Below are 26,951 nucleotides of genomic sequence, written 5' to 3'. Positions count from 1 at the left end.
GACCATGCTTGATTTATGGCGGCAACGGCTGAGAAAGATCATTTTTCTGGAACATCAACCAGAAAGTGGTGAAGTATTTCTGAAACAAAGACGCGTCTTTACGCTTCCCAGTAAGCCAGGCTGGATGTTTGTCTTACTGTTGTTATTAATGTTTGTCACTGCCACCAATTACAATCTGAGTCTGGGATTTGCCTTAACCTTTGTCTTGGCAAGTGTCGCTGCAATCAATGCATTTTTCGGATTCCGCAATCTTGCTTATTTGCATTTAAAGGCAGGTGCAGCGCAAGCGGTATTTGCGGGTGAAGAAGCGCAGTTCACGATCATGCTGATTAACCGTCGTTCCCATCAACGTTTTGCCATTTGGGTTGGTATTTCAGAGCCTGGACATCCAGAAACGGCGGTCGATGTTGCACCACAGAGCCAAATTGCTTTACAACTCAGTTACCCTGCACGGCAACGAGGTTGGCAAGCGATCCCAAGAATTCGTTTACAGACATGGTTTCCTTTGGGGCTACTCCGTGCCTGGAGTACCTGGCTGCCAGATAGCAAAGCGCTCATTTACCCACAACCCGAGCCGAATGCACCTCCGCTTCCCATCGCCGGAGAAAGTAAAGATGCCGTGCATGGACAATCAGGACACGACGATTTCGCCGGCGTGCGTGCGTATCAAGCGGGTGACCCCATGAAACATCTGGCATGGAAACACATTGCCCGCGTTGATACCTCCATTGGCGGCCAACTGGTAACAAAACAATTTGCAGGTGGCGCTGGTAGCGATATCGTCATTGACTTTGCCGTGCTCCCCAAGTTGATGGACACCGAACTGAAGCTCTCCCGCATGACCAGTTGGGTACTCGAAGCTGACCGTAGCGGCTTGCCCTACGCGTTTCGCCTTGGTGGTAACAATTTTATCGCGGCGCAGGGGCCTGCGCACCGCAACGCCTGCTTGCGTGTACTCGCACTCTACGAGTTGTAAATCCATGCGCCCAGGATTCTCTTCTACCATTTTAAGCCGCGACAAAGTGGATACTTTGCTGCTGTTAACCGCCTGCTTGTGTGTACTTCTTCCGCATGCAGGTCATGTTAGTTGGTGGGTCACGACAGGATGTGGCTGCATGCTCAGTTGGCGTGCATGGCTAACACTGACTGGCAGGCGTTTGCCAAAAACATGGTTGTTGTTACCGATCGCTGGCTTACTGATGCTTGGTGTTTATCTGACGTACCGCACGTTTTTAGGACGTGAAGCTGGCGTGACAATGCTCGTACTTCTGCTGACATGCAAACTTTTAGAAATGCATGCAAAACGGGATTTATTTGTCGTCATTTTTCTCAGCTTTTTCCTATTATTAAGTAGCTTTTTTTATCAGCAAACGATCTTCGCTGCGGCATTTACGTTGTTAGCTACCACGCTCTTATTAACTGCCCAGCTGTCATTTCAATATACCGGGCTTGTACCAACTCTGCGGAAAAAATTCAAGCTTAGCATCAGTCTTTTGGGGCTCGCAATTCCATTAACTTTATGTGCGTTCTTTCTGTTTCCCAGAATCCAGGGCCCGCTTTGGGGCTTGCCGGGTGACGCGCATAATGGACGCTCAGGTCTGTCAGAAACGATGGCGCCGGGTGGGATTAGCGATTTGGTACTATCAGAAGAAATCGCCTTCCGCGCCAAATTTGACCAGCCCATAGCCAATAAGTCGATGCTCTACTGGCGTGGCATTGTGATGAGCGACTACGATGGAAAAACCTGGAGCCCCGCACCAGCCGGTACGAGGAACCAAACTGCGATGATTTCCTTCTCCGGCAAAAAAATCAACCAACAAATTATCCTCGAGCCACAAGGGCAGCGCTGGATGTTTGCGATCGATATGCCCAGCTCATCCGCGACGTTTGAAGAACGTAGCGTGGGCCAGCTCAACCAATACATGGAACTAAGAAGTACAGAACCCGTTATTCAACGATTACGTTATGAAATCGCATCAACGCCGCAATTTCAATTTCAGCTTGATCTCGAGGCTGACGAACGGATCATGGATACAGACTTACCCAACGGATACAATCCGCGCATGCACAATTTCGCGACACAGTTGAGGCGCAACTATAGCGATGATCACCAATTAATCAGGGCCGTGCTGGATTATTTTCATGATCAGGAATTCGCCTACACACTAGAGCCACCTCTCTTGGGGATCAATAGCATCGACGATTTTTTATTTAAAAGTCGTGCTGGCTTTTGCGAGCATTATGCCAGCGCGTTCGTCAATATTATGCGTGCAGCCAATATCCCGGCAAGGGTGATTACTGGCTATCAAGGCGGTGTACTCAATGACGTTGATGGTTTTTTTGAAATTCGCCAATCAGACGCTCACGCCTGGTCAGAGGTATGGCTGAAGGGTGAAGGCTGGGTCAGAATAGATCCAACTGCCGCGGTAGCGCCGGAACGTGTCACACAAAATCTTGCTCGGGCAATACCACAAAAGGGATTAGCTGGATTCATGGGGCAAGCTTTCTCCGGCATCTCCTGGGTTAAGGGGCTACACATGCGCTGGGACGCATTGAATAACTCATGGAATCAATGGATCTTAAATTACAACCAGAACACACAAAGAAATCTTCTCGACTCGCTGGGATTTAAAAATTTCGATTGGGGGCAGATCAGTCTGTTGTTTTTTATGAGCGGCTGCGTTTTGATCAGTGTCATTGCCCTACCATTGGTGCTTAACAAACCAACAATATCACCATTGGATAGAGTATACTTTTCGTTCTGCTCCCGAATGGAGAAGTTGGCGGTAGCCCGTAAAATCGACGAAGGGCCTCAGGCCTATTTGCATCGTCTGCGCAATGAATTACCCGGTGATAAATTGACGCCAGTAGAACATTTTTTAAATTTTTATACGACTGCTAAGTACGGTAAGCATGACCTATCAGACCGCAGTGTCACCCAAAGGCTGAAAGTTTTACTGGCTGCCTGCCGATAATTTGCAGATACGAATTTTGAAACATTCTCATTTTTTATTGCTCCTCAGCCTGAGCGCACTGATATTTAACGCTGGCCTTGTCCCGGATCAGGCGCACGCCAGCACGACCAAGAAAACAAATAAATCGCAAAAAGCCTCCGCCGGACGGCAGCAGGAGGATGTCCATTTTACGCAATGGGCGGAAGTCACCAGTTTCATTAACGATATGGTCAACAAACACGGGTTTAAAGAAGCTGAACTTATTGCTACCTTTAATCAAGCGCGTTATGTCGAAACTGCACGCCAGCTAATGCGGCCGGCACCGCCGGGGAAGCCCAAAAATTGGAAAGCCTATCGCGCCCGGTTTGTAGAACCCCACCGCATTGATGCTGGCGTCGCATTCTGGAACCAAAACGCAGATGTATTGGCTCGCGCTGAGACGCAATATGGGGTGCCTGCTGAAATTATTGTGGGTTTGATCGGTGTCGAAACAATTTTCGGAAAAAATACGGGTAGCTTCAGAGCGATGGATACACTGACTACCCTGGCATTTGACTACCCAGAAACGCCGACGCGTGCCGCACGCATGCAATTTTTTAAATCAGAATTAGAAAATTTACTGCTCATCGCAAAAGAATCTGACGCCGATCCCTTTGCATTCAAAGGCTCGTATGCTGGTGCAATTGGTTTATCACAGTTCATGCCAAGCAGCATACGTCAATATGCCGTCGATTTTGATGGTGACGGGCAAATCGATTTGATGAATTCACCTGCAGATGCTATTGGCAGTGTCGCCAACTATCTTGCGGTGCACGGCTGGAAACGTCACTTACCTACTGTGTTTCCAGCGACTTTGATTGCAGGGAATGATGAGCAAGCGCAATTACATACTGCTTTATCGCAGGGATTGCGCGCCACCTACTCATTAGGGGATCTAGGGCGCCTATTAACTACAGCCAGTGCAGAAGCGCCAGGTGGTATCCAATATGGCGTTGTTGACTTGCAAAACGGTGATGAACCAACTGAATACTGGCTAGGTACCGATAATTTTTACGCGATTACGCAATATAACCGTAGCTACTTTTATGCAATGTCAGTGATTGATCTAGGCCGCGTTATTAGTATAGCAAGGAAAAATTAGCTAAAAATAGCGAGAAGAAAACAACTTTTAACAATATGTTTCACATATACCAATTGATCTAAAGTACATTTTGCCCAATACTAGTATTGCAGGGTATTTTCAACCAGGCAAAAAAGATGGTAAATCTATCCATCATTTATTTTCAAAAAATAATTGTTATTCAATATAAATTAAACTACAGTGATAAAATCTCGTTGATACTATGGCATGCAATTAATGAAATGTGTCAATAGATTTAACAATGTTTTGCTATTTTTATGATAAGAATTTTCTATCTTAAAGATACAATATTACCGTATGATTAATTCTCATTGAAGCAACTAAATCCAGCATCAATAGACTAGACAGCGAGGTAATTATGGCAAATCTGACCCAGCTTGAATCAGATGAAATAGACTACGATCCAAATAATCTTTTGGACACTCTGATCAAACAATTGCATTTAAAAAATGACGCAGCGCTCTCACGAGCACTGGAAGTTGCACCACCAGTGATTAGTAAAATCAGACATCGTCGCTTGCCTGTTGGCGCGTCTTTGTTGATTCGCATGCATGAAATTAGCGATGTTAGCATCAAAGAATTACGTGAACTGATGGGCGACCGTCGTGCTAAGTTCCGTATCAGCGACAAGCAATTCAAACCTAAAGAAGCTGCATAATAAACACCCCCTTAAATACGAATCCACGCGTTCGTATTTCAAAGGCAAAATACCGAAGCTACTCCTGCGAGTAATTTCGGTATTTTTTTGTCTTCGAAAAAATGGCCAACTATTTAGTCTGACAACTAGCCAACATTTCTAAATTCAATGTCGTTCATTTTACAATCTGTCACCGGACAATCCGCGGGTCAACGCTGAACAGATAATCACGTCCGATGTTATTCTCACCACATTGTTGCAGGTCAAGCAGGAAACACCCCTGTCGACAAATAGCGATCACCGCGATCACAAACAATAAAGACAATCGTCGCATTTTCAACTGTTTGTGCAATACGCAATGCTATCTGGCAAGCGCCCGCTGCCGAAATACCACAGAAGATGCCTTCTTCAACGGCCAGTCGGCGTGCCATGTGCTCAGCGTCTGATTGCGTGACGGACTCAACCTGATCAACGCGTGCTTTATCATAAATTTTAGGCAAATAGGCTTCAGGCCATTTACGAATACCTGGAATCTGCGACCCATCTTCAGGCTGTGCGCCGATAATCTGAATACTTGGATTTTGCTGTTTCAGGTAAGCAGACACCCCCATAATCGTACCTGTCGTGCCCATTGCGCTGACAAAATGTGTGACCTTACCATTGGTATCGCGCCAAATTTCCGGACCGGTTCCTTCGTAATGGGCTAGTGGGTTATCCGCATTGGCAAACTGATCGAGAATCACGCCCTTGCCTTCTACCTGCATTTGTTCAGCCAAATCACGTGCGTACTCCATTCCGCCGGTTTTTGGCGTCAATAGAATCTGTGCTCCATATGCCGCCATACTTTGACGCCGCTCGATACTGAGGTTTTCTGGCATCAATAAAATCATTTTATAACCGCGCATTGCAGCAGCCATTGCCAATGCTATGCCGGTATTACCACTCGTCGCCTCAATCAGCGTGTCACCAGGTTTGATCTGACCGCGTTCTTCTGCCCGCTTTATCATTGAAAGCGCAGGGCGATCTTTGACTGAACCTGCGGGATTGTTGCCTTCAAGCTTGCCGAGAATAATGTTGTTACGACGCACATTGTCCTCGCCAGGAATTCTCTGCAATTGCACGAGCGGGGTATTACCTATTGTGTCTTCTATCGTCAGATAAGCCATTTATTTTCCTCTCGTCATTCAAACTGTCATTCTAAACGCAGCGGCAAATGCGTGCATCTTTCTCGGGTCATTATGCGAAGCCTGATTTTTACGATTGTCGATTAAAGTCTCTCAAAATCATTTATTTACCATTTAAATTATTGTAATTTTCAGTTTACCTTCATCATTCAGGTGATTAAGCACTTTATACATTCTTCAAATAAGTAAATAAGAAAAAACCTCTGATGATAAGTCAGAGGTTTTTAAGGATGACCGATGTCAATTTGGGAATTGTTCTGTCAGCGCTTATTTAGCTTTAACAGATGCTGCGCTTGCTGACGTTGCACCAGCGTCGGCTTTCACTGGCTTGGCGTTCACCTTTTCATTCACTTTATCATTTACTTTAGGTGCAGTGCCTGGTTTCGGTTGGCCGTTCACGGTTAATCCAGCTGCCGACAATTTGACCGAATTTTTGTCACCGATGCCCTTTACACGAGTTTCAAAATCACTCCAGTCTTTGAAGGTACCATTTTTTGAACGTTCGGCAATGATGGCTTTCGATTTTGCCGGACCAATTCCTTTAATACCATCCAGCGCAGCCTGATCTGCCTTATTAACATCCACGTCGGCAAATGCGGCACCCATCATCATGACCATGGCAGCAACGGCGAATAATAATTTTTTAAACATGAAAAATACTCCTAAAAATAGTCATCAAAATAATCAACAAGACAGAACGCTGGAAAACACTGCTTTTGCATGTTAGCCATCACCCTGATAAATGAACGATATTGACGTCAAAAAGGTTGACTATTTTTTACTATTTTTAACCTTGAACAAATTGCTCAGGAAATAATTCTTCGCGAGAAACAGTGGCGGTTCCGAGCTTACCAACAACAATGCCGCCGGCACGATTAGCAATCACGACAGCCTCATGCATGGACAACCCATTTGCCATCATGACCGCCATTGTTGCAATGACCGTATCACCAGCGCCGGATACGTCGTAAACTTCGCGCGCCATCGCTGGAACGTGGACAATTTCACCTTCGGTATAAAGGGTCATCCCTTCTTCTGAACGCGTCAGTAACAAGCCTTGCAAATCTAAGTCGCGACGCAATTTTTGTGCTTTTTCAGTCAGTTCATCCTCACTAAACCATTCGCCGATAACCTGTTTCAGCTCAGACTTATTTGGTGTCAGTAGCGTCGCACCTGCGTAGCGCACAAAATCGCTTCCCTTAGGATCTACCAAAACTATCTTACCAGCACTTTTTGCGGCCGAGATCATGGTAGTGACATTGACCAAACTACCTTTGGCGTAATCGGAAAAAATCACCACGTCAGCAGCATTGAGCAAGGTATTGAAGCGATTAAGCTTATCCTGCAGAACATGTTCAGTCGGACGCTCTTCAAAGTCGATGCGAATCAACTGCTGCTGTCGTCCGATGACACGTAGTTTGATAATCGTCGAAATTTGCGGATCACAGCTCAGATAAGAGTCAATCCCAGATTTTTCGAGTAAGCGATTGATGTTATCGCCCGCCTCATCATTCCCTATCACGCCCATCAAGCCAGCATCAACGCCCAAAGCGACCGCATTTAAGGCAACATTGGCAGCGCCACCTAAACGTTCTTCACGACGTTCCACGCGAACGATAGGTACCGGCGCTTCAGGGGAAATACGATTGACCTCACCAAACCAATATCGGTCCATCATCACATCCCCAGCAACCAAAATACGTTTATTTTGATTGCTGGCGAAGGAGTTGTTCTTTACTTGAGTTACCGTTTCACTCACAAGTTGCCTCACTTACGTGTGAGAACCGAGCGACCGATGCCATGATACTCAATACCGATCTCCGTCATAACTCCAGGTTCAAACAAATTGCGCCCATCAAAAATAACTGGTTGCTTGAGGCGCGCTTTGACTTGATCAAAATCGGGACTGCGGAACGCTTTCCACTCAGTCACAATCGCTAATGCGTCAGCATCATTCAACGCATCCATAGGATTTTCAGCAAATCGGATTGACGATAATAATTCTGGCGCATCTGCAAAATCCAGTGCAAATACGCGCTTTGCTTCCTCCATTGAAACTGGGTCATAGACCGCCACTGTCGCACCATGACGCAGCAACTCGCCCAACAATACACGGGATGATGCAGCGCGCATGTCGTCGGTATTTGGTTTAAATGCTAATCCCCAAATCGCAAAGTGACGGCCTTTTAGACTCTGTTCAAACCGTTGCAAAATTTTGCCTCCGAGCACCTGCTTCTGACGCGCATTGACAGCTTCAACAGCCTGCAAAATCAACAGGTTCAAGCCGTAGTCTTGTGCCGTCCGCTCAAGTGCTTGCACGTCTTTCGGGAAGCATGAACCGCCATAGCCGCAGCCTGCATATAAGAAACTATGACCAATCCGAGGATCAGAACCAATGCCGTGGCGCACTGCCTCAATATCCGCACCAACGTGATCCGCCAGATTCGCCAACTCATTCATGAACGAAATACGTGTAGCCAACATCGCATTGGCGGCGTACTTTGTAAATTCAGCCGAGCGAACGTCCATCCAGTAAGTACGTTCGTGATTGCGGTTAAACGGCGTATATAACTTCTTCATCAAACCACGCGCTTTTTCACCTTGTGGCGTGTTATCACAGCCAATCACGATGCGATCTGGTCGCATGAAATCTTCAACCGCAGCGCCTTCTTTTAAGAACTCTGGATTCGACACAACCGAGAATTGTGCATCGCTGTTACGCGTCGCTATTTCGTTCTGCACCGCGGCGGCAACTCGGTCAGCGGTGCCAACTGGTACGGTCGATTTATCGACGATCACCTTAAAGCCGTTCATGTATTTACCAATGTTTCTGGCAGCGGCCAAAACATATTGCAAATCCGCAGAACCGTCTTCATCAGGTGGTGTGCCGACAGCAATAAATTGCACATCGCCATGGGCAACGCTGGCTTCAACGTCAGTTGAAAAACGGATCCGGCCTGCAGCACGATTGCGTGCAACGATTTCTTCTAATCCAGGTTCATGAATTGGGATACCACCATTATTCAAAATTTCAATTTTTCTGGCATCAACGTCAAGGCAAAAAACATCGTTGCCTAATTCCGCAAGACACGCACCTGTTACCAATCCAACGTAGCCGGTGCCAATAATAGTAATTTTCATTTTATGATCACAATCTAAAAATGCTGAGGTCGTGTTTCGATATGAACGCAAATATGGTGCAAGCAGCGATTTCTTTTAAAAGCTGTCGCGTTGCATTCGTATCGTCACTTCTTTTCACCGAATAATTCAAAAACGAATTCACGGCTTAGTTCAAGGTTTAAGGCAAATTTTAATTCTCTGCTTGATTCATTATTTGATTCATTATTTGATTCATTTTTTGATTCATTTTTTGATTCATTTTTTGATTCGCTATCTGACTCATTACTGACTCATTACTGACTCATTAATGAGTCAATCACTTAGTTCATCACATTCAGTTCTTCAGTGCGCCTTGGCGGGTAGGTTTCCCAGCGACTGCAGCCAGGGCAATGCCAATAAAATTGACGTGCTTTAAATCCACAATGTGAGCACTGATAACGTGCCAGTTTTTGCGCATAACCATGTACCAAATTTTTAACAATCGCCAATTCTGGACGCACTTCTGCCGGGGCGTCGATCATGCGCGCATCCAATAGTTTGTCCAGACCGAGCAGGGTCGGCGTCCGCCGCAATTCATCGCGAACCAGTTGATTTGCCGCAGCGACCGTATCAAGCTCCAGCGTGGCCTTAAACACCACCTCTAACAAATCGATCGATGGCGCTTCTGCCAGATAATTTTTTAGTAAATTCAAACCCTCTTGAGGACGTTCCAGCTTGCGATAACCATCCATCAATCTCTGCGCCACCAATGCCACGTGGGGTACGCTTTGTTGTTCGACGCGGCGCCAGGTTAATACTGCCTTCTCAGTATCACCCTTCGCCTGATAAACATCACCAGAAAGTATCGTAGCGCGAACATTATGACGATCAGTTGCCAGCGCTTTATCCAGCATCACCATTGCTGCCTCGGCATTGGTATGCACTAATTCATCCTCAGCGATTTCGCAGTAAAACTGGGCGATTTCTTTTTGCCTTCCGCCGGCACCTGCTTCTTGCAATGCGTGTGCTGCCTCAATGGCTCTTGCCCACTCTTTTTCACGCTGATAAATCTCTAATAAGGCACGTCTTGCCTGAGCTTCATAGTTACCAGTAAGCAAAACTGTAAACGTTTCTTCAGCACGATCAAGTAAACCTGCCTTCAGATAATCCTGACCCAATTCAAATCGAGCCTGCGTCTTTTGCTCAATCGGCAAATCTGGACGCGCCAGCAAATTTTGATGCACGCGAATAGCTCGCTCCGTCTCTCCACGGCGGCGAAACAAGTTACCAAGGGCAAAATGCAACTCAACGGATTCAGGATCGAGACGAACAATCTCGATAAAAGCGTCAATCGCTTTATCCGGCTGCTCGTTTAATAAGAAATTGAGCCCTTTAAAATAACCATTGGGTAAGCTACGTGATTCCGACAATAGCTGCCGAATATCAACACGCGCCGCCATCCAACCCAGAGTGAAAAACAAGGGGATGCCTAGCAACCACCAAATTTCAAATTCCATTTTTTCTTATTTTCTTTCAAAGATCCAGCATGAACACCAATGATTCCGGCAAAGAGTAAGGCATCGATCAATTTTTTGATTTCATAGTTACCCTCAGTTTCTCTTGAATCAAGTATTACGAATGCTATCAGGTTGTGGTGCCTGTGTGCTTGCGCGCTCCGCCTCTTGACGTTCTTTTTCAATCTCAGCCAAGGTCTTTTTATGGCGAGATAAATCACGGCGATGGCGGTAAATCATCGGCACCATCGCTAATATTCCCAAAACCGCACCGGCAACAAAAAATACCAGCAGCATAATCACTAAAGGTGCTCTTTGTTCATACCCCCAAAAATAATGGAGTGTGACTTCACTATCATTCTTTAGCGCGAAGCCAAAAAACAAAACAAAAAGTACAAAAGTAAGCAGTCTGGAAACATATTTCATGGACGCATCCTAAAAAGAAAAAGGGGCAACACACCACACCGACCCGCAAGACAATGTCTTCAATGCAAAATTACCAAAAAGCAATACCAAGCAATTGAAACAACAATGGCGTTGTGACTCAGACCCAGCTTATATTGTGAACTAATTTACTACCAAAGTAGACATTGTACTGAAAAAAAACGGCATATCGGAGAAACCGATATACCGTTCTTATTTTGCGTCAAGCGCGAAGTCTGACGACCCGTCTAATCATCTCGTATCGGCTGCCCTACCATGGCATCGACACGTTCGCGTAATTCCTTACCTGGTTTGAAATGTGGCACCCGTTTTTCAGGCACCATCACTTTATCGCCAGACTTAGGATTACGACCTATCCTTGGTGGACGACTGTTCAGAGCAAAGCTACCAAAACCACGGATCTCAATGCGTTGCCCGGTTGCCAAAGCATCGGACATCGCATCTAGGATGGTTTTGACAGCGACATCCACATCTTTAGCGACCAGTTGTGGATATCGCTCTGCCAGACGAGCTATCAGCTCCGACTTCGTCATATGTATGAGACCTAATGACTAGATTGAGCTTAGTTTTTGTTGTCGAGCTTAGCTTTCAACAACGCGCCCAGGCTTGTAGTACCAGAAGCTGCGTTAGCGTCAACGGCTGTCGACATTTTTTGCATTGCTTCTTGTGTTTCAGCGCTATCTTTTGCTTTGATAGACAACTGGATACCACGTGCTTTACGGTCGATGTTCAGAACCAACGCTTCAACGCTGTCGCCGACTTTCAGGTGTGTACCAGCATCTTCCACGCGATCGCGGGAGATTTCTGATGCACGCAGGTAGCCTTCAACGTCGTCTGCCAATTGGATCACTGCGCCTTTGGATTCAACAGATTTGACTGTACCAACAACGATAGCACCTTTGTCGTTCATTGCGCAGTAGTTGTTGAATGGGTCACCTTCCAATTGCTTAACGCCCAGGGAAACGCGCTCACGTTCAACGTCGATTGCCAGAACGATGGCTTCCAGCTCGTCACCTTTCTTGAACTTGCGAACTGCTTCTTCGCCAGCTTCGTTCCAGGACAAGTCAGACAAATGTACCAGACCGTCGATGTTGCCGGACAAGCCGATGAACACGCCGAAGTCAGTGATAGATTTGATTGCGCCACGAACTTTGTCGCCTTTCTTGTGATTGATCGCGAAATCATCCCAAGGATTAGCTTTACATTGTTTCATGCCGAGGCTGATACGACGACGTTCTTCGTCGATTTCCAGAACCATGACTTCAACTTCATCGCCCAATTGAACTACTTTGTTTGGTGCAACGTTTTTGTTTGTCCAATCCATTTCGGAAACGTGTACCAGACCTTCGATACCTTGTTCTACTTCAACGAACGCGCCGTAATCGGTCAGGTTAGTGACTTTACCGAACAAACGTGTGTTCGCTGGGTAACGACGGGACAAGCCTGTCCATGGGTCGTCGCCCAATTGTTTTACGCCCAGAGAAACACGGTTTTTCTCTTGGTCGAATTTCAATACTTTTGCAGTGATTTCCTGACCAACTGTCAACACCTCGGAAGGGTGACGTACACGACGCCATGCCAAGTCGGTGATGTGCAACAAGCCATCGATGCCACCCAGATCAACGAACGCGCCGTAGTCGGTGATGTTTTTAACAACACCGGTAACCACTGTGCCTTCTTTCAGGGTTTCCATCAATTTTTGACGCTCTTCGCCCATGGACGCTTCAACAACAGCGCGGCGCGACAGAACAACGTTGTTACGTTTGCGGTCAAGCTTGATTACTTTGAATTCCATGGTTTTGCCTTCGTAAGGAGTTGTATCCTTAACTGGGCGTGTATCAACCAAAGAACCTGGCAAGAAAGCGCGGATGCCGTTCGTCAAAACAGTCAAACCACCTTTAACTTTACCATTAACTGTACCAGTAACGATCTCGCCAGACTCCAGCGCTTTTTCCAGCGCGAGCCAGGAAGCCAGACGTTTAGCTTTGTCACGGGACAAAATTGTGTCGCCGAAACCGTTTTCCAGCGAGTCAATCGCTACGGAAACGAAATCGCCGATATTAACTTCCAGGTCGCCCTGGTCGTTTTTGAATTCTTCAACAGGGATGAAGGCTTCAGACTTCAAGCCTGCGTTCACGATCACGAAGTTGTGGTCGATACGAACGACTTCAGCAGAAATCACTTCACCGGAACGCATATCCTGACGTGACAGGGACTCTTCGAACAAAGCTGCGAAGCTGTCTGCACCGGTTGCGAAATCTTGGGACATGAATACAGTAGACATAATATTTACGAGTTAGCCGGAATAGCACAATGGCACTATTTACCGGGTTAGGTTAAACAACCCTTTAACAAGCTTGCCTCGTCAAAGGGGACGTACAACACAAGTATCTTTAAAAAACTACGCAGATTTTTGTGTTTTTGCAAACCATTCCAACACGTTTTGCACCGCTTGTTCAGCGGTAATTTCTGACGTATCGAGAATAATTGCATCTGGTGAAGGCTTGAGCGGCGCTGCGGTTCGGGCACTATCCCTTGCGTCGCGTTCCATCAAATCTTTCACCAAGTTTTCCATATTAGCAGAAATTCCCTTTTCAATCAATTGCTTATATCGCCGACTCGCGCGCGCCTCAGCACTTGCTGTTAAGAAAACTTTTAACTGCGCATCCGGGAAAATAACGGTTCCCATATCGCGACCATCAGCCACCAGACCAGGGGTGTTTCTGAATGACACCTGTAAATCGATAAGCGCTTTACGCACTTCAGGCAAAACGGCAATTTTGGATGCGCCCACACCAATCGCTTCCGCCCGCACTTCCTCTGTCACATCAATTTCATCCAATAGAACGTGACCATGATTAAAACGACAAGGCAATTCACGTGCCAGAGCAGCCAGCGCTGGCTCATCATCGAGCGCGATTTCTTGCTTGTGCGCCATCAGCGCCGTCAAACGATAAAGGGCACCAGAATCGAGGTAATGGTAGCCAAGATGTTTAGCGACGCGGTGGGCGACGGTTCCCTTACCTGAGGCGGTGGGACCATCAATCGTAATTACTGGGCTAATCTGACTCATTTTTGGGAGTATCCGTGAAAATCATTCATATATCATGAAAAAATCAAGATTATTTTTATATACTATCTGGGAGTATCAAAAAAGCTCTTGATGGTTAATTTTAGCAAACACCTCAAAATAATCTGGAAAAGTCTTCGCCACACAGTGCGGATCATTGATACGCATCTGCGCACCGCGTCGTGCCTTGCCATCCAGACTTGCAAGTGAAAAACACATTGCCATGCGATGGTCGTCGTAGGTATCAATCGTGGCTGCCAAGATTTGCGCTGGCGGCGTGACTTTCATGTAATCGGTGCCCTCTTCCACTTCCGCACCGAGTTTGCGCAATTCTGTTGCCATGGCGGATAAACGATCCGTTTCTTTGACGCGCCAGCTCGCAATATTACGTAAAGTGGTGGTGCCATTGGCATATAACGCCGCAATCGCAATCGTCATTGCAGCATCAGGGATATGATTAAAGTCCATATCAATCGCCTGCAACACGCCATTCGATTGCACTTCTATCCAGTTATCGCCGCGAGTAATCGTCGCCCCCATGTGTTCCAGCGCTTCCGCAAAACGGACGTCACCTTGTATGCTATTGGCGCCAACGCCCTCTACACGCACTGGGCCACCCGCAATAGCGCCCGCCGCCAGGAAATAAGAAGCGGACGATGCATCGCCCTCAACGTGCACGACACCAGGTGCTTTATAGTGCTGCCCTTGCTTAATGGTGAATGCTTGCCAACCATCGCGTTCAACTTGTACGCCAAATCTTTGCATCAGATTCAGTGTGATTTCTATATATGGCTTTGAAATCAGCTCACCTACAACTTCGATCACAACATCATGCATTTTCGCCATGAGTGGCGCTGCCATCAGCAACGCTGTCAAGAATTGGCTTGATACATTACCTTTCACTTGCAAACGTTGCGCATGAATATGACCGCGACGGATATGCAATGGCGGGTAGCCAGGATTACCGGTGTAATCAATTTGAGCGCCGGCGTGATTTAAAGCATCCACCAGATCGCCGATCGGGCGCTCATGCATGCGCGCAACGCCATGCACCGTGTAATCGCCGCCAATCACTGCCAGTGCGGCAACCAAGGGGCGTATCGCGGTACCCGCATTACCCATAAACAGATCAGCGTTATGATGCGGGAAATTACCATTGGCACCGTGCACAATGTAGTTCTGTGTTTCGCCTTCACGTTCCCAATGTACGCCCAATTTTTGCAAGGCATTGAGCATCACCATCGTGTCATCAGAAGACAGTAAATCTTTAATTTCGGTCACACCTTCAGACAAGGCGGCAAGCAGCAATGTACGATTAGAAATACTTTTAGACCCCGGCAGGCGCACGGTACCCTGGGCGTGCATCACAGGTTGCAAATCGATGTAATGCGGATAATGTTTGCTGTGTTGTGTCATTCTCGTTCTGTCTTTTATTGGTGTTTTATCTGAATGTTATCTGAGGATAAATTAAAAGGCGCGGCAATTAATCGCCACCTTCTCGCTGCTGCTTTTCGGCTGCCTCGATCGCGCTAATCCAATTATGACGCGCCTTTTGAGCATGGCTGTATATACCTTCGATAGCAGCGCCATCCGCCTGCACCAGATGTTCGCGCAGTATCGCTAAACGTGCGGTGTAAGAATCCAACTCTTCCAGCATTGCCACGCGGTTAGCGAGCGTAATGTCGCGCCACATTTCCGGTGACGAACCAGCGATCCGCGTAAAGTCCCGAAAGCCACTCGCCGCATATTGAAACAAGGTATCTGCATGCGGCTTACGCGCTACGTCATCGACCAAAGCATACGCCAACAAGTGTGGCAAATGACTGACTGCCGCAAATACAGCGTCGTGCTGTGCCGGATTAAGCTGATGAATGATTGCGCCGCATTGTTGCCATGCCCAGCCAACTGCCGCAACACCTTGATCTGTATTTTCTGGCAAGCGTGTGATAACGACTTTTTTACCAACGTACAAATCAGTCAATGCTGCTTCCGGACCATTCAACTCACGTCCAGCGATAGGATGTGCGGGAACAAATTGTGCGATTTTGTTACCCAAAGCCGCACGTGCCGCGAGCACCACATCTGCCTTGGTACTTCCTGCATCAGTAACAATAGTATTTGCCGGCAAAAATGGCGCTATAGCACGCAAGATACTTTCGGTCTGCGCTACAGGTGCGGCAATCAGAATCAGATCGCTACCATTAACAGCCTCCTCGACCGAATCAGCAATGTCATCAATGATACCCAACTGCTGCGCGGTTTCCAGCGATGCACGGCTACGACCTACGCCTACGATTTGCTTGACCGATCCTGATTTTTTTAAAGCTAAGGCAAATGAACCACCGATTAAACCAACACCGAAAATGACGATACGATTAAACACTGTTTGCATCGTTCGCTCACAAAGTACACGGGTAAGAACCGAGGACCTTGAAGAAGGCCGCTTTGTCATTCAAATCTGCCATGGCTGCCGCAACTTTGGCGTCTTTGACATGCCCTTCGACGTCAACGTAGAAGTAATATTCCCAATTGCCAGTCCGTGCCGGACGCGACTCAAAACGCGTCATTGACACGCCATGTTTAGATAACGGCGCCAGCAGGTTGTAGACAGCGCCGGCTTTGTTTGGCGTTGCTAAAACGATCGAGGTTTGATCCTTGCCACTTGGCGTGGTTTGCAAACGCCCGACGACCGCAAAACGAGTGCGATTATGGGGATCATCTTGAATATGTGCGCTGACAATACCCAAATTATATTGATGGCCAGCGATCTCGCTGGCAATTGCTGCAACTGTAAAGTCGCCGCTCGCCATACGCGCTGCTTCCGCATTCGATGCGACAGCGTGACGCTCGACATGCGGGTAATGCTGATTCAACCATGCCTGACACTGCGCCAGTGCTTGCGAATGCGCACAGATACGGCTCACCCCTTCCATGTTGCCTGATTTACTCATCAAGCTATGTTGCACTGGGATCGCTAACTCTCCACTGATGGCGAGGCTAGTTTGCAACAACAAATCAAGCGTACGATTGATTGCGCCTTCGGAAGAGTTTTCAATCGGTACCACACCAAAATCAGCAGTACCCGCTTCTGTGGCGCGAAACACTTCGTCGATCGAAACGCAAGGCAAAGCCTGAATTGCATGTCCAAATTGCTTATAAACTGCTTGCTCGCTAAACGTGCCGACTGGCCCTAAAAACGCCACAACAACGCGACGTTCCAGCGCACGACAGGCCGACATAATTTCACGGAAAATGAGTTGAATATCGTCACTTAATAAAGGGCCGGGATTGCGTTCCGCTACGCTACGCAATACTTGTGCTTCGCGCTCAGGACGGAACACCGGCGCGTTTGTTTCTGCTTTAACGTGACCGACTTCTTCGGCGACGCGTGCGCGTTGATTCAACAGATCTAAAATCTGTGCATCAATAGCGTCTATTTTTTGACGTAAGGGGAGTAATTTGTTATCGCTCATGCTGCACCTAAAAACCGTGTTTATCAATGTGTAGGCAGTTCGCACTCGAGGCGAGCTGCGTGATATTTCGTGTACTTATACCAGACTTGTGATCTGGTCCGGCAACGCTACGGCTTCCAGGTGATGGGGGATACCATGCTCAGAAAGCGTTGCCGACAAAGATTTTTACACCGAAGATTTAATATTTCTGATTATTGCAATCTCTGCTGTGAGATAAATCCAATTTGTTGCAATTTACTTGTGAGAGACTTGCGCAAATTCCTGCATAAATTGAACCAAAGCCTGAACACCTTCAATGGGCATCGCGTTATAAATTGATGCACGCATACCACCAACAGATTTATGCCCTTTTAATTGCAGTAATCCGCGCGCTTTTGCCGCAGCAAGAAAACTCGCATTTAAGGATTCATCTTTCAGGTAGAAAGGCACATTCATTCGCGATCGAAACTCTTTTTCTACGCGATTTTCATAAAAATCCGTAGCGTCCAGATAATCGTAAAGCAAGGTTGCTTTGGCGATATTTTTTTGCTCCATCGCTGCGACGCCACCCTGACGTTTCAGCCATTGGAACACCAAGCCCGCAATATAAATTGCATAGGTTGGTGGCGTGTTATACATAGAACCATTTTCAGCAACGATTTTCCAATCGAACGCAGAAGGACAGCACGGCAACGCCTGCCCCAATAAATCATCGCGCACTATCGCAATGGTTAAACCAGCGGGACCAATATTTTTTTGCGCTCCACCAAAGATGACGCCGTAACGGCTCACATCAATTTCACGTGACAAAATATGTGAAGACATATCTGCAACGATAGGCGCGCCATTGGTATCAGCTGCGACGTCCGGCACGAAATGATACTCAACCCCATCAATGGTTTCGTTGGTGCACAGATGCACGTACGCGGCATCGGCTGTCAATTTCCAGCTATCACGTGCAGGCACAGAGGTGAATCCGTTTTCAGCAGCAGAGGCTGCGACATTCACCTTAGCGTATTTCTGCGCTTCTTTGATGGACTTGCCACTCCACGAACCGGTATGCACAAAGTCGATTGTCGCATCTGGACGCAAGCCCATTAAGTTCATGGGAACAATCGCGTTCTCACCTAAACCACCACCCTGCAAAAACAGGATTTTGTAATTTGCCGGGATCGCCAGCAAATCACGCAAATCTTGTTGCGCGGCATCCATGATCGACATGAATTCCGCGCCCCTGTGACTCATCTCCATGACAGACATACCACTGCCATGCCAATCTAACATCTCGGCAGCGGCTTGCTGCAAAACCTCTTTAGGCAAGACCGCCGGACCGGCTGAAAAATTGTAGATGACCGTCATTCAATTACTCCGCTACATCAGCATCTGGACTGGCATCCGAAGCGCTTGCATCAACCTCACCAACATCGGCAGAATCAATCGCCTCTGGGTCTGCATCCGTTTCAACGATACGCTGCAAGCCAGACAACTTCGTGCCGTCTTCAACGGCGATCAGTGTCACGCCTTGTGTTGCACGACCCATTTCGCGAATTTCAGAAACGCGGGTACGGATCAACACACCACCCGTTGTAATCAGCATGATTTCATCAGTTGCTTCAACCAGGGTTGCAGCGACGACTTTACCGTTACGCTCAGACGTCTGGATTGCGATCATCCCTTTGGTACCACGACCGTGACGTGTGTATTCCGTGATCGGTGTACGTTTGCCGAAGCCATTTTCCGTCGCTGTCAAGACTGATTGCTGCTCATTTTCTGCCACTAACAAAGCAATCACTTGTTGCGATTCATCCAGATTCATACCACGAACGCCACGTGCGGTACGCCCCATAGGACGTACATCATTTTCATCAAAGCGGACTGCTTTACCAGAATCAGAGAACAACATGACATCGTGTTTGCCATCGGTCAATGCTGCACCGATCAGGAAATCGCCTTCATCCAAATCGACCGCAATAATGCCGGCTTTACGTGGGTTACTGAAATCCGTTAACGGTGTTTTCTTCACAGTACCAAGGCTAGTCGCCATGAAGACATAATGATCTTCAGGGAAGCTACGGTTATCGCCTGACAAAGGCAGAATGACTGTAATTTTTTCACCGTCTTGCAGCGGGAACATATTCACAATAGGCTTACCACGTGAAGTACGAGAACCTTGTGGTACTTCCCAGACTTTCAACCAGTACAAACGACCACGGTTACTGAAGCACAGGATGTAATCATGTGTATTGGCGACGAATAATTGTTCGATCCAGTCATCGTCTTTGGTTGCTGTCGCCTGCTTGCCGCGACCGCCGCGTTTTTGCGCGCGGTATTCAGACAGCGGTTGCGATTTCATGTAACCGGTGTGTGACAAAGTCACGACCATATCTTGCGGCGTAATTAAATCTTCGGTTTCCAGATCCGTGGCGTTATGCGTGATTTCTGAACGACGTACATCTTTGTTGCCTTCGCCGTATTCGTTTTTCGCTAATGTCAATTCATCGGTGATGATGGTTGTCACGCGCTCTGGCTTCGACAAAATATCGAGCAAATCAGCGATTTCAGCCATCACATCTTTGTATTCGTTGACGATCTTATCTTGCTCCAGACCAGTCAAACGTTGCAAACGCATTTGCAGAATTTCTTGTGCCTGATCATCCGACAGTTTGTATAAACCGTCGTTTTGAATACCGTAATGCGCAGGCAGATTCTCTGGGCGGAAGGCAGCGATGCCACCTGGATTGTCAGCCGCTGTACGCGTCAACATTTCACGTACCATGGAGCTATCCCACGCACGCGTCATCAATTCTTGTTTCGCGATTGGCGGTGTTGGAGCGGCTTTAATGATCGCGATGAAATCATCGATATTTGCCAAAGCAACAGCAAGACCTTCGAGCACATGACCACGCTCGCGGGCTTTGCGTAATTCAAATACGGTACGGCGTGTCACAACCTCACGGCGATGCGACAAGAAACATTCCAGCATTTGCTTTAAATTCAGCAATTTTGGCTGACCATTGACCAGCGCCACCATGTTCATACCAAACGTATCTTGCAATTGCGTTTGTTTGTACAGGTTATTGAGAACGACGTCGGGCACTTCGCCGCGCTTTAATTCGATCACAACGCGCATACCGGATTTATCCGATTCATCGCGAATATCAGAAATACCTTCGAGCTTTTTGTCGCGCACTAATTCAGCGATACGTTCAAGCAAGGATTTCTTATTAACCTGATACGGCAACTCATCGACGATCAGTGCAGTACGATTGTCTTTGCCGAATTCTTCAAAATGCGTCTTAGCGCGCATCACAACGCGGCCACGGCCTGTGCGATAACCATCGCGTACGCCGGAGACGCCATAAATAATACCGGCTGTCGGGAAATCTGGTGCCGGGATAATTTCGATCAGTTCATCAATCGTGCAATCTGCATTGCGCAACACGTGCAACGCACCGTTAATGACTTCAGTAATATTATGTGGCGGAATATTTGTCGCCATACCCACCGCGATCCCGGAAGCGCCGTTGATCAGCAAGTTAGGAATACGGGTCGGCAATACGGATGGTTCTTTTTCTTTACCGTCGTAGTTAGGGACGAAATCGACGGTTTCTTTTTCAATATCGGCCAGAATTTCATTGGCGATTTTATCGAGGCGACATTCGGTATAACGCATCGCCGCAGCATTGTCGCCGTCGACGGAACCGAAGTTACCCTGACCATCAACAAGCGTGTAACGCAAAGAGAAATCCTGCGCCATACGTACCAGAGTGTCGTAAATAGAAGCGTCGCCATGCGGGTGATACTTACCCATGACTTCACCGACCACACGTGCACATTTCACGAAAGGACGGTTATAGACGTTATTCATTTCATGCATCGCGAACAAAACGCGACGATGCACTGGCTTTAAGCCATCACGCACATCCGGCAAGGCTCGACCAACGATGACGCTCATGGCGTAATCGAGGTAACTCTTGCGCATTTCTTCTTCAAGGGAAATCGGGAGTGTTTCTTTTGCGAATTGATCCATTGGCAGGCCGGCAAATTAGAGCTTGGTTAATTGATGACGCCATGAATATTAATCAGAGCCCCCACACATCTGGACAGCGCCATTCAACTGGTACCTCAACAAACAGGCCAACGCTGAACCTGGTCAACTGCCCCAGACGACTTGTGTAAGTCAGATTAATTTATATGACATTTAACTCTTGATTCTAACATGCCTGTGGCTCTTGAAGCGTCATAAATAGCATTTCCATACTTTACTTATCCACACTTTACCTAAGTGCAGTTAAATACATGCGTACCCAAAGTGCTTACATTGTTTTGAATCAATTTTTTTGTTCACATTTCAATTAAAGATAGTGCGTTGCAGCATTTCCACATATTCAAAAAGTTTTTTTACATTCTTATTTGCGAAAAGGGCGAACTATCTTCACAAAAAAGGACATTATTTTTCGACGAAATACACCACTTCCAGGCAATCTATGAGAAATAAAGATGTCATCACATTAGCAACAACATGAATACCATCTCAAAGACAAAGATTAACATTTGGAGAAACTTTCCAAAAAACCCATCAAAATTACTCTAAAACCAACAAACTTCTGACAATTTCGTTGCCAATACACGACATATTTGCGAACTCGTCGCTCTAATGAATTATCAAGAGGGCCTATGTCGGTTCTAACTATGGCAAAATACGTCCGAAGGAACGAAGCTTGTTTGCCGAAATGGTATTGTTTTCAAGCTCGTGGTATCATCCGGTTTTATGCAGCATTTTGCGCAGTTTAATCTGCGGTAATTCAATCTCACCCGAGAGGAGAAATATGAAAATTTTAGTTAAGCTCGTTATCGCAGCGTCCGCAGTGGCTTCCTTTTCTGTATCCGCACAAGACATCAAAGCAAGCACACCTAACAGTGCTTACGTTCAGGATGGTCGCGGTGTTATCGCTACTGACCCATTCGGTCTGTGCTGGCGTACTGGGTACTACACCCCAGCTGACGCAGTTGCAGGTTGCGATGCACCATTGGTAAAAGAAGCAGCTCCTGCTCCTGCACCAAAACCAGCTCCAGCTGTAGTGCCAGCGCCACCAGCACCAAAACCAGCTGCACCAGTCGTTACTTCCGAAAAAGTAACTTTCGCTGCTAGCGCGTTGTTTGACTTCGACAAAGCTGTATTGAAACCAGAAGGCAAAAAACAACTGGACGACATGGCTGATAAGTTGAAACAAATCAACCTGGAAGTTGTTGTTGCTGTTGGTCATACTGACTCTGTTGGTACAGATGCATACAACCAAAAATTGTCCATCCGTCGCGCTGAAGCAGTTAAAGCATACTTGGTAACTAAAGGTATCGAAGCTAACCGCGTGTACACTGAAGGCAAAGGCAAAAAACAACCTGTTGCTGACAACAAAACAGCAGAAGGCCGTGCTAAAAACCGCCGTGTAGAGATCGAAGTTGTTGGTACTCACACAGTAACTAAATAATTAAACTTCGGTTTAGTTGTGTAAAAGCCCCGCAATTGCGGGGCTTTTTGTTTTCCAGACTCAAGTCATGCATTGCAAAGCAAGCACTTCACTCTGGCAAGCCTGACTTAGCTTTAATAAGAAGCTTACGCCGCCACCCTCAAACCTTCACGATTTGATGTCGGCTAATGCGGCATCTGTCCGAATGGCCTACAATACGTTCTTTGCCATTCGCACCTCATGTGCTTCAGCGATTACATCATGTCTACTATCAACGCAGATCCAGCAGAAATTCAAAAATTCAGTGAACTTGCCCATCGCTGGTGGGATCCAACCTCTGAATTCCGCCCGCTTCATGAAATCAACCCTTTACGCCTTGAATGGATTAATCAGCGCATTCCATTGGCTGGCAAAAACGTCATTGATGTGGGATGTGGGGGCGGCATCCTGGCGGAATCGATGGCTAAGAAAGGTGCGACCGTCACTGGCATTGATTTATCCGACAGAGCCTTGAAAGTTGCGGACTTACATGGCCTTGAGTCAGGCGTTGCAGTGCGTTATAAAAAAATACCTGCCGAGGACATGGCTGAGCTTGAAGCCGGACAATTCGACGTCGTCACTTGCATGGAAATGTTGGAACATGTGCCAGACTCGGCATCCATCGTTCGCGCCTGTACCAAAATGGTCAAACCAGGTGGCAATGTCTTCTTTTCCACTCTCAATCGCAATATAAAATCCTATCTGTTCGCAATTATCGGGGCAGAATACGTCCTACAATTACTCCCTAAGGGCACACATGACTATGCCAAGTTCATAACCCCGGCAGAATTGACGCAAGATGTGCGTAATGCAGGCCTGGATTTACATGCAATGAAAGGCCTCAGTTACAACCCTATAACAAAAATGTATTCGCTCAATAATGACACGAGTGTCAATTACATGATCGCTTGCACAAAACCAGTTTAAGTCAACGCCGCCTATACCCAATCTGAGCTCAATCATTCCGATTCAGCTCAGACGACTTTTTTAAATTTCATGCAAACTCCAAAAGCAATTCTATTTGATCTCGACGGTACGCTGGCCGATACGGCACCCGATTTGGCGGCAGCAGTCAACGTTATGCGCGTCAGACGAAACTTGCCACCGGCACCCTATGAGCAACTGCGTCCTTACGCATCCGCAGGTGCTCGCGGCCTGATTGGCGCAGGTTTTAATGTGGCGCCAACAGATCCTATCTACGAAGCAATGCGTGTCGAGTTTTTAGATCAATATGCATCTGCAATTGCCGACCAAAGTTGTTTGTTTGAAGAAGTTCCAGGCCTGCTGAGTGGCATTGATCAGTTGCTGTTGCCGTGGGGCATTATCACAAATAAAGCAATGCGTTTTACGGATGCACTCGTACCCTTACTGGATTTAAAGCAAGCGCGATGCATCATTTCAGGTGACACGACACCACACGCAAAACCTCATCCAGCGCCGCTCTATGAAGCAGCAAGACAACTCGGTATAGATGCTGCACATTGCTGGTATGTGGGCGATGATTTGCGTGATATCCAAGCAGCAAAGGCTGCCGGCATGCATAGTATCGCCGCCGCCTGGGGTTATTGTGGCGCAACAGAACCTGCTCATTGGGAGGCAGATTTGATTTTACATAGCCCTTTAGAATTACTGGACATAGTACGTGCCAAACATTTAAAAACGAGCAGCTCTTGAATCTCCTGCCCTTCATCTCCATTTGAGGTATACTAGCAAGCTTAGGGGTCGACCAGGTTTCGACAGGGGTTGCAAAGCAGCGCAGGGCATACCGAGGCCAGACTACCTCGTAAATACAATCTGAAATTTATAACTGCAAACGATAACTCGTACGCATTAGCCGCTTAATACCGGCTAACCTTACACTACCTCGTCCATAGGGTGGGCTGGCAACAGCAGTAAGGACATTCATATGGAATCGTCTTGGGTCGGGTTACTTGGCTCAGGATTAAATAATAGGTAACTCGTCTTGCCGCAGCGTGTGCGTCCGCGTCGTCAAGATTAAATCAAATGGCAGCACTAAGTATGTAGAACTGTCTGTAGAGTGCTTCTGGACGCGGGTTCGATTCCCGCCGACTCCACCAAATTACTGCAAAAGCATGACAATGTATGACCAAAACCCAGCTACTCTCATAGGTAACTGGGTTTTTTTTCGCCTAGCGTTGCCCATTGATTGCTGTAGTAACCTACGCTAATATGTAGTAACTATCGTAGTAACTGACATTTAATGAGTTACTACACTTTCTAGTTACTACATTTTACAGTTACTACATGGTGCATCATGGCAATAGAAAAGCTCAGTGATACAACCCTGAGAGCGATTAAGGCAGGTGCGACCGAATACAAGGGCAAACAGCGCCTTGATGATGGCGGCGGCTTAGTATTATTGCTGGCAGTAAAAGGCGGCGGCAGGGCTTGGCGCTTTAACTACACTTTCGCGGGCAAAAGAAAATCTATTAGTCTCGGCAAATATCCCGATACTACTTTAGCAACAGCCAGAGAAAAGGCAAAGGCAGCGCGGGAGGAGATATCTGCCAAGAGAGATCCCAGCGCGTTACGCAAAGAAGGTATAGCGAAGCAGAAAGAGCAAATTGCCATTGAGAAACGCGAAGATTCCGGCTTACCCACTGTTGATTCATTTGCTCATATTGCTATGGAGTGGTTCGAGGGCATGAAGCCATCATGGTCAGAAAGTCATTCCAGCCGCACTCTAGCTTATCTTGAAAAAGATTTAATACCGTGGTTAGGCCGCAAACCTATTGCCGACATAGAAGCACCTGATCTATTGGAATGTTTGCGCAGAGTTCAACAACGCGGCGCAACAGAAGCGGCTAACCGGTTGCGAGCTGTCAATGGTCAAATATGGCGATATGCTATCGCTAACGGGAAAGCAAAGCGTGATATTGCCGCAGACCTAATTGGCGCGCTGCCTAAGCATGTCGGCAAAAACTTCTCTCATATCACAGACCCTAAGCAGTTAGGGCAACTTCTACGCGACATAGATAATTATGCTGGCACTCCCATGGTGAAGGTCGCCCTTTCTCTATTGCCCTTGGTATTTACCCGACCCGCTGAGTTTAGGTGCGCCAAATGGCGAGATATTGACCTTGAGACTAGAGAGTGGCGCTATATTGCGACAAAAACCAAGACAGACCATATCGTACCCTTGTCTAATCAGGTAGCCACGAAACTACAGGGGTTACAAGCACTTACCGGGCATGGTGAATATGTCTTTGGTGTTCGCGCGGGCGAACGTCCACTATCTGAAAATACGATCAATGCCGCGCTGAAAACCCTTGGCTACAGCAGTGACATTATTCAACCGCATGGTTTCAGGCATACAGCAGCAACAATGCTGGCAGAAATGGGCTGGAATACAGACGCTATCGACCGTCAGTTAGCCCATAAAGAACAAGGCGTTAAAGGCGTATATCAGAAAGCGCAGTATCTTGATGAACGTAGAAAGATGATGCAAGCGTGGGCGGACTATGCGGACGGCCTAAAGTCTGGCGCTCAGGTCATACCATTTAGAGCAGCGTAGCGCCCTACCGCGTTTGAAACGCGACTTGGATATTAAACCTTGTTTCACCTCAAGAAAAATTTACGAAGTAACACCTTATAACTTGGTATCACAGATTATCTATTCTGAGGTTTTGCGACAGTGACAGTTGCGACACTTGCGACAGTTGATGTTGAGTTTTTAGCTTTCAGGCTATTCCTGATGTAAATATTCTCAATCTTTAAAGTTGCAAACCTAATATCAAGGTGCTCAAGGCGCTCAAGATGCTCAAGAAAAAAACGTGAGCATCTTCAGGTTTATTTGAGCATCTTCACAGAATAATACTTCGCAAATTCGACTAGCCAACATTCACACGGCTTGACATACTTTGCACATACGCGGTTATTTGATGCAATAATGCCAAGTATAGGAGTAAATTAATACGGGTCGATAGCG

General features: G+C 47.0%; 22 protein-coding genes and 1 other RNA gene. 9 read left to right on the top strand and 14 right to left on the bottom strand.

Annotated features, from left to right (window positions below; translation table 11 throughout):
• Positions 1–4: 4 nt before the first annotated feature.
• The 4 genes from ACO0K1_RS03800 to ACO0K1_RS03785 all read left to right on the top strand — a co-directional run bounded on the left by ACO0K1_RS03800 (position 5) and on the right by ACO0K1_RS03785 (position 4,753).
• Positions 5–976, top strand: a complete 972-nt coding sequence (locus ACO0K1_RS03800) for a DUF58 domain-containing protein (protein ID WP_423022856.1) — start codon at positions 5–7, stop codon at positions 974–976.
• A 4-nt stretch (positions 977–980) separates the two neighbouring features.
• Positions 981–2,975 carry a transglutaminaseTgpA domain-containing protein gene (locus ACO0K1_RS03795; RefSeq protein ID WP_423022854.1) on the top strand — a complete coding sequence of 665 codons (1,995 nt, stop codon included), beginning with the start codon at positions 981–983 and terminating at the stop codon, positions 2,973–2,975.
• Between the two features lie 16 nt (positions 2,976–2,991).
• Positions 2,992–4,095, top strand: a complete 1,104-nt coding sequence (gene mltB, locus ACO0K1_RS03790; protein WP_423022852.1) for a lytic murein transglycosylase B — start codon at positions 2,992–2,994, stop codon at positions 4,093–4,095.
• A gap of 358 nt (positions 4,096–4,453) precedes the next feature.
• Positions 4,454–4,753, top strand: a complete 300-nt coding sequence (locus tag ACO0K1_RS03785) for a hypothetical protein (protein WP_423022850.1) — start codon at positions 4,454–4,456, stop codon at positions 4,751–4,753.
• 242 nt (positions 4,754–4,995) lie between these two features.
• Here the strand turns inward: ACO0K1_RS03785 and cysM are convergent, their stop codons facing one another.
• The 14 genes from cysM to gyrA form a co-directional block, all read right to left on the bottom strand.
• On the bottom strand, positions 4,996–5,898 hold the full coding sequence (gene cysM, locus ACO0K1_RS03780; RefSeq protein WP_423022848.1) for a cysteine synthase CysM: 903 nt from the start codon (positions 5,896–5,898) through the stop codon (positions 4,996–4,998).
• A 285-nt stretch (positions 5,899–6,183) separates the two neighbouring features.
• On the bottom strand, positions 6,184–6,567 hold the full coding sequence (locus ACO0K1_RS03775) for a ComEA family DNA-binding protein (protein WP_423022846.1): 384 nt from the start codon (positions 6,565–6,567) through the stop codon (positions 6,184–6,186).
• A 136-nt stretch (positions 6,568–6,703) separates the two neighbouring features.
• Positions 6,704–7,594, bottom strand: coding sequence for a D-glycero-beta-D-manno-heptose-7-phosphate kinase (gene rfaE1, locus ACO0K1_RS03770; protein WP_423023085.1), 891 nt, complete (start codon positions 7,592–7,594; stop codon positions 6,704–6,706).
• Positions 7,595–7,683: 89 nt separating this feature from the next.
• On the bottom strand, positions 7,684–9,057 hold the full coding sequence (locus ACO0K1_RS03765) for a UDP-glucose dehydrogenase family protein (RefSeq protein WP_423022844.1): 1,374 nt from the start codon (positions 9,055–9,057) through the stop codon (positions 7,684–7,686).
• Between the two features lie 299 nt (positions 9,058–9,356).
• Complete coding sequence (gene lapB, locus ACO0K1_RS03760; protein WP_423022842.1) at positions 9,357–10,532, bottom strand: lipopolysaccharide assembly protein LapB; 1,176 nt, start codon at positions 10,530–10,532, stop codon at positions 9,357–9,359.
• A 108-nt stretch (positions 10,533–10,640) separates the two neighbouring features.
• Positions 10,641–10,955: a LapA family protein gene (locus ACO0K1_RS03755; protein ID WP_423022840.1), complete on the bottom strand. Its 315-nt coding sequence runs from the start codon at positions 10,953–10,955 to the stop codon at positions 10,641–10,643.
• A gap of 245 nt (positions 10,956–11,200) precedes the next feature.
• A complete protein-coding gene (locus ACO0K1_RS03750; protein WP_186912852.1) occupies positions 11,201–11,506 on the bottom strand; it encodes an integration host factor subunit beta in 306 nt (101 codons plus the stop codon).
• A 29-nt stretch (positions 11,507–11,535) separates the two neighbouring features.
• Entirely contained in the window at positions 11,536–13,257 is a 1,722-nt protein-coding gene (rpsA, locus tag ACO0K1_RS03745) for a 30S ribosomal protein S1 (RefSeq protein WP_423022838.1), read from the bottom strand.
• Between the two features lie 117 nt (positions 13,258–13,374).
• Positions 13,375–14,046 carry a (d)CMP kinase gene (gene cmk / locus ACO0K1_RS03740; protein WP_423022836.1) on the bottom strand — a complete coding sequence of 224 codons (672 nt, stop codon included), beginning with the start codon at positions 14,044–14,046 and terminating at the stop codon, positions 13,375–13,377.
• A 75-nt stretch (positions 14,047–14,121) separates the two neighbouring features.
• Positions 14,122–15,459: a 3-phosphoshikimate 1-carboxyvinyltransferase gene (gene aroA, locus ACO0K1_RS03735; protein WP_423022834.1), complete on the bottom strand. Its 1,338-nt coding sequence runs from the start codon at positions 15,457–15,459 to the stop codon at positions 14,122–14,124.
• Between the two features lie 67 nt (positions 15,460–15,526).
• A complete protein-coding gene (locus tag ACO0K1_RS03730) occupies positions 15,527–16,435 on the bottom strand; it encodes a prephenate dehydrogenase (protein WP_423022832.1) in 909 nt (302 codons plus the stop codon).
• A gap of 7 nt (positions 16,436–16,442) precedes the next feature.
• Positions 16,443–17,516 (bottom strand): prephenate dehydratase, encoded by a 1,074-nt coding sequence (gene pheA, locus ACO0K1_RS03725; RefSeq protein WP_423022830.1) that lies wholly within the window; start codon positions 17,514–17,516, stop codon positions 16,443–16,445.
• 234 nt (positions 17,517–17,750) lie between these two features.
• On the bottom strand, positions 17,751–18,854 hold the full coding sequence (gene serC / locus ACO0K1_RS03720) for a 3-phosphoserine/phosphohydroxythreonine transaminase (protein ID WP_423022828.1): 1,104 nt from the start codon (positions 18,852–18,854) through the stop codon (positions 17,751–17,753).
• A 4-nt stretch (positions 18,855–18,858) separates the two neighbouring features.
• Complete coding sequence (gene gyrA, locus ACO0K1_RS03715) at positions 18,859–21,525, bottom strand: DNA gyrase subunit A (protein ID WP_423022826.1); 2,667 nt, start codon at positions 21,523–21,525, stop codon at positions 18,859–18,861.
• Between the two features lie 799 nt (positions 21,526–22,324).
• Here gyrA and ompA point away from each other — a divergent pair.
• The 5 genes from ompA (at position 22,325) to ACO0K1_RS03690 (ending at position 26,537) form a co-directional block, all read left to right on the top strand.
• The gene (ompA, locus tag ACO0K1_RS03710; protein WP_423022824.1) at positions 22,325–22,984 is read left to right on the top strand and encodes an outer membrane protein OmpA; all 660 of its coding nucleotides are present in this window, start codon (positions 22,325–22,327) and stop codon (positions 22,982–22,984) included.
• A gap of 240 nt (positions 22,985–23,224) precedes the next feature.
• Positions 23,225–23,929 (top strand): bifunctional 2-polyprenyl-6-hydroxyphenol methylase/3-demethylubiquinol 3-O-methyltransferase UbiG, encoded by a 705-nt coding sequence (ubiG, locus tag ACO0K1_RS03705; protein WP_423022822.1) that lies wholly within the window; start codon positions 23,225–23,227, stop codon positions 23,927–23,929.
• Positions 23,930–23,998: 69 nt separating this feature from the next.
• Positions 23,999–24,676: an HAD family hydrolase gene (locus ACO0K1_RS03700; protein WP_423022820.1), complete on the top strand. Its 678-nt coding sequence runs from the start codon at positions 23,999–24,001 to the stop codon at positions 24,674–24,676.
• 44 nt (positions 24,677–24,720) lie between these two features.
• Positions 24,721–25,080, top strand: a transfer-messenger RNA (tmRNA) gene (gene ssrA, locus ACO0K1_RS03695).
• A 197-nt stretch (positions 25,081–25,277) separates the two neighbouring features.
• A complete protein-coding gene (locus ACO0K1_RS03690) occupies positions 25,278–26,537 on the top strand; it encodes a tyrosine-type recombinase/integrase (protein ID WP_423022818.1) in 1,260 nt (419 codons plus the stop codon).
• The last annotated feature ends 414 nt before the right edge of the window (positions 26,538–26,951 follow it).

The sequence above is a fragment of the Undibacterium sp. SXout20W genome (assembly GCF_049340285.1).
Taxonomy (GTDB): Bacteria; Pseudomonadota; Gammaproteobacteria; order Burkholderiales; family Burkholderiaceae_D; genus Undibacterium.
The sequence above is the reverse complement of the archived record's forward strand: the minus strand, read 5'-3'. Positions and strand labels throughout refer to the sequence as shown.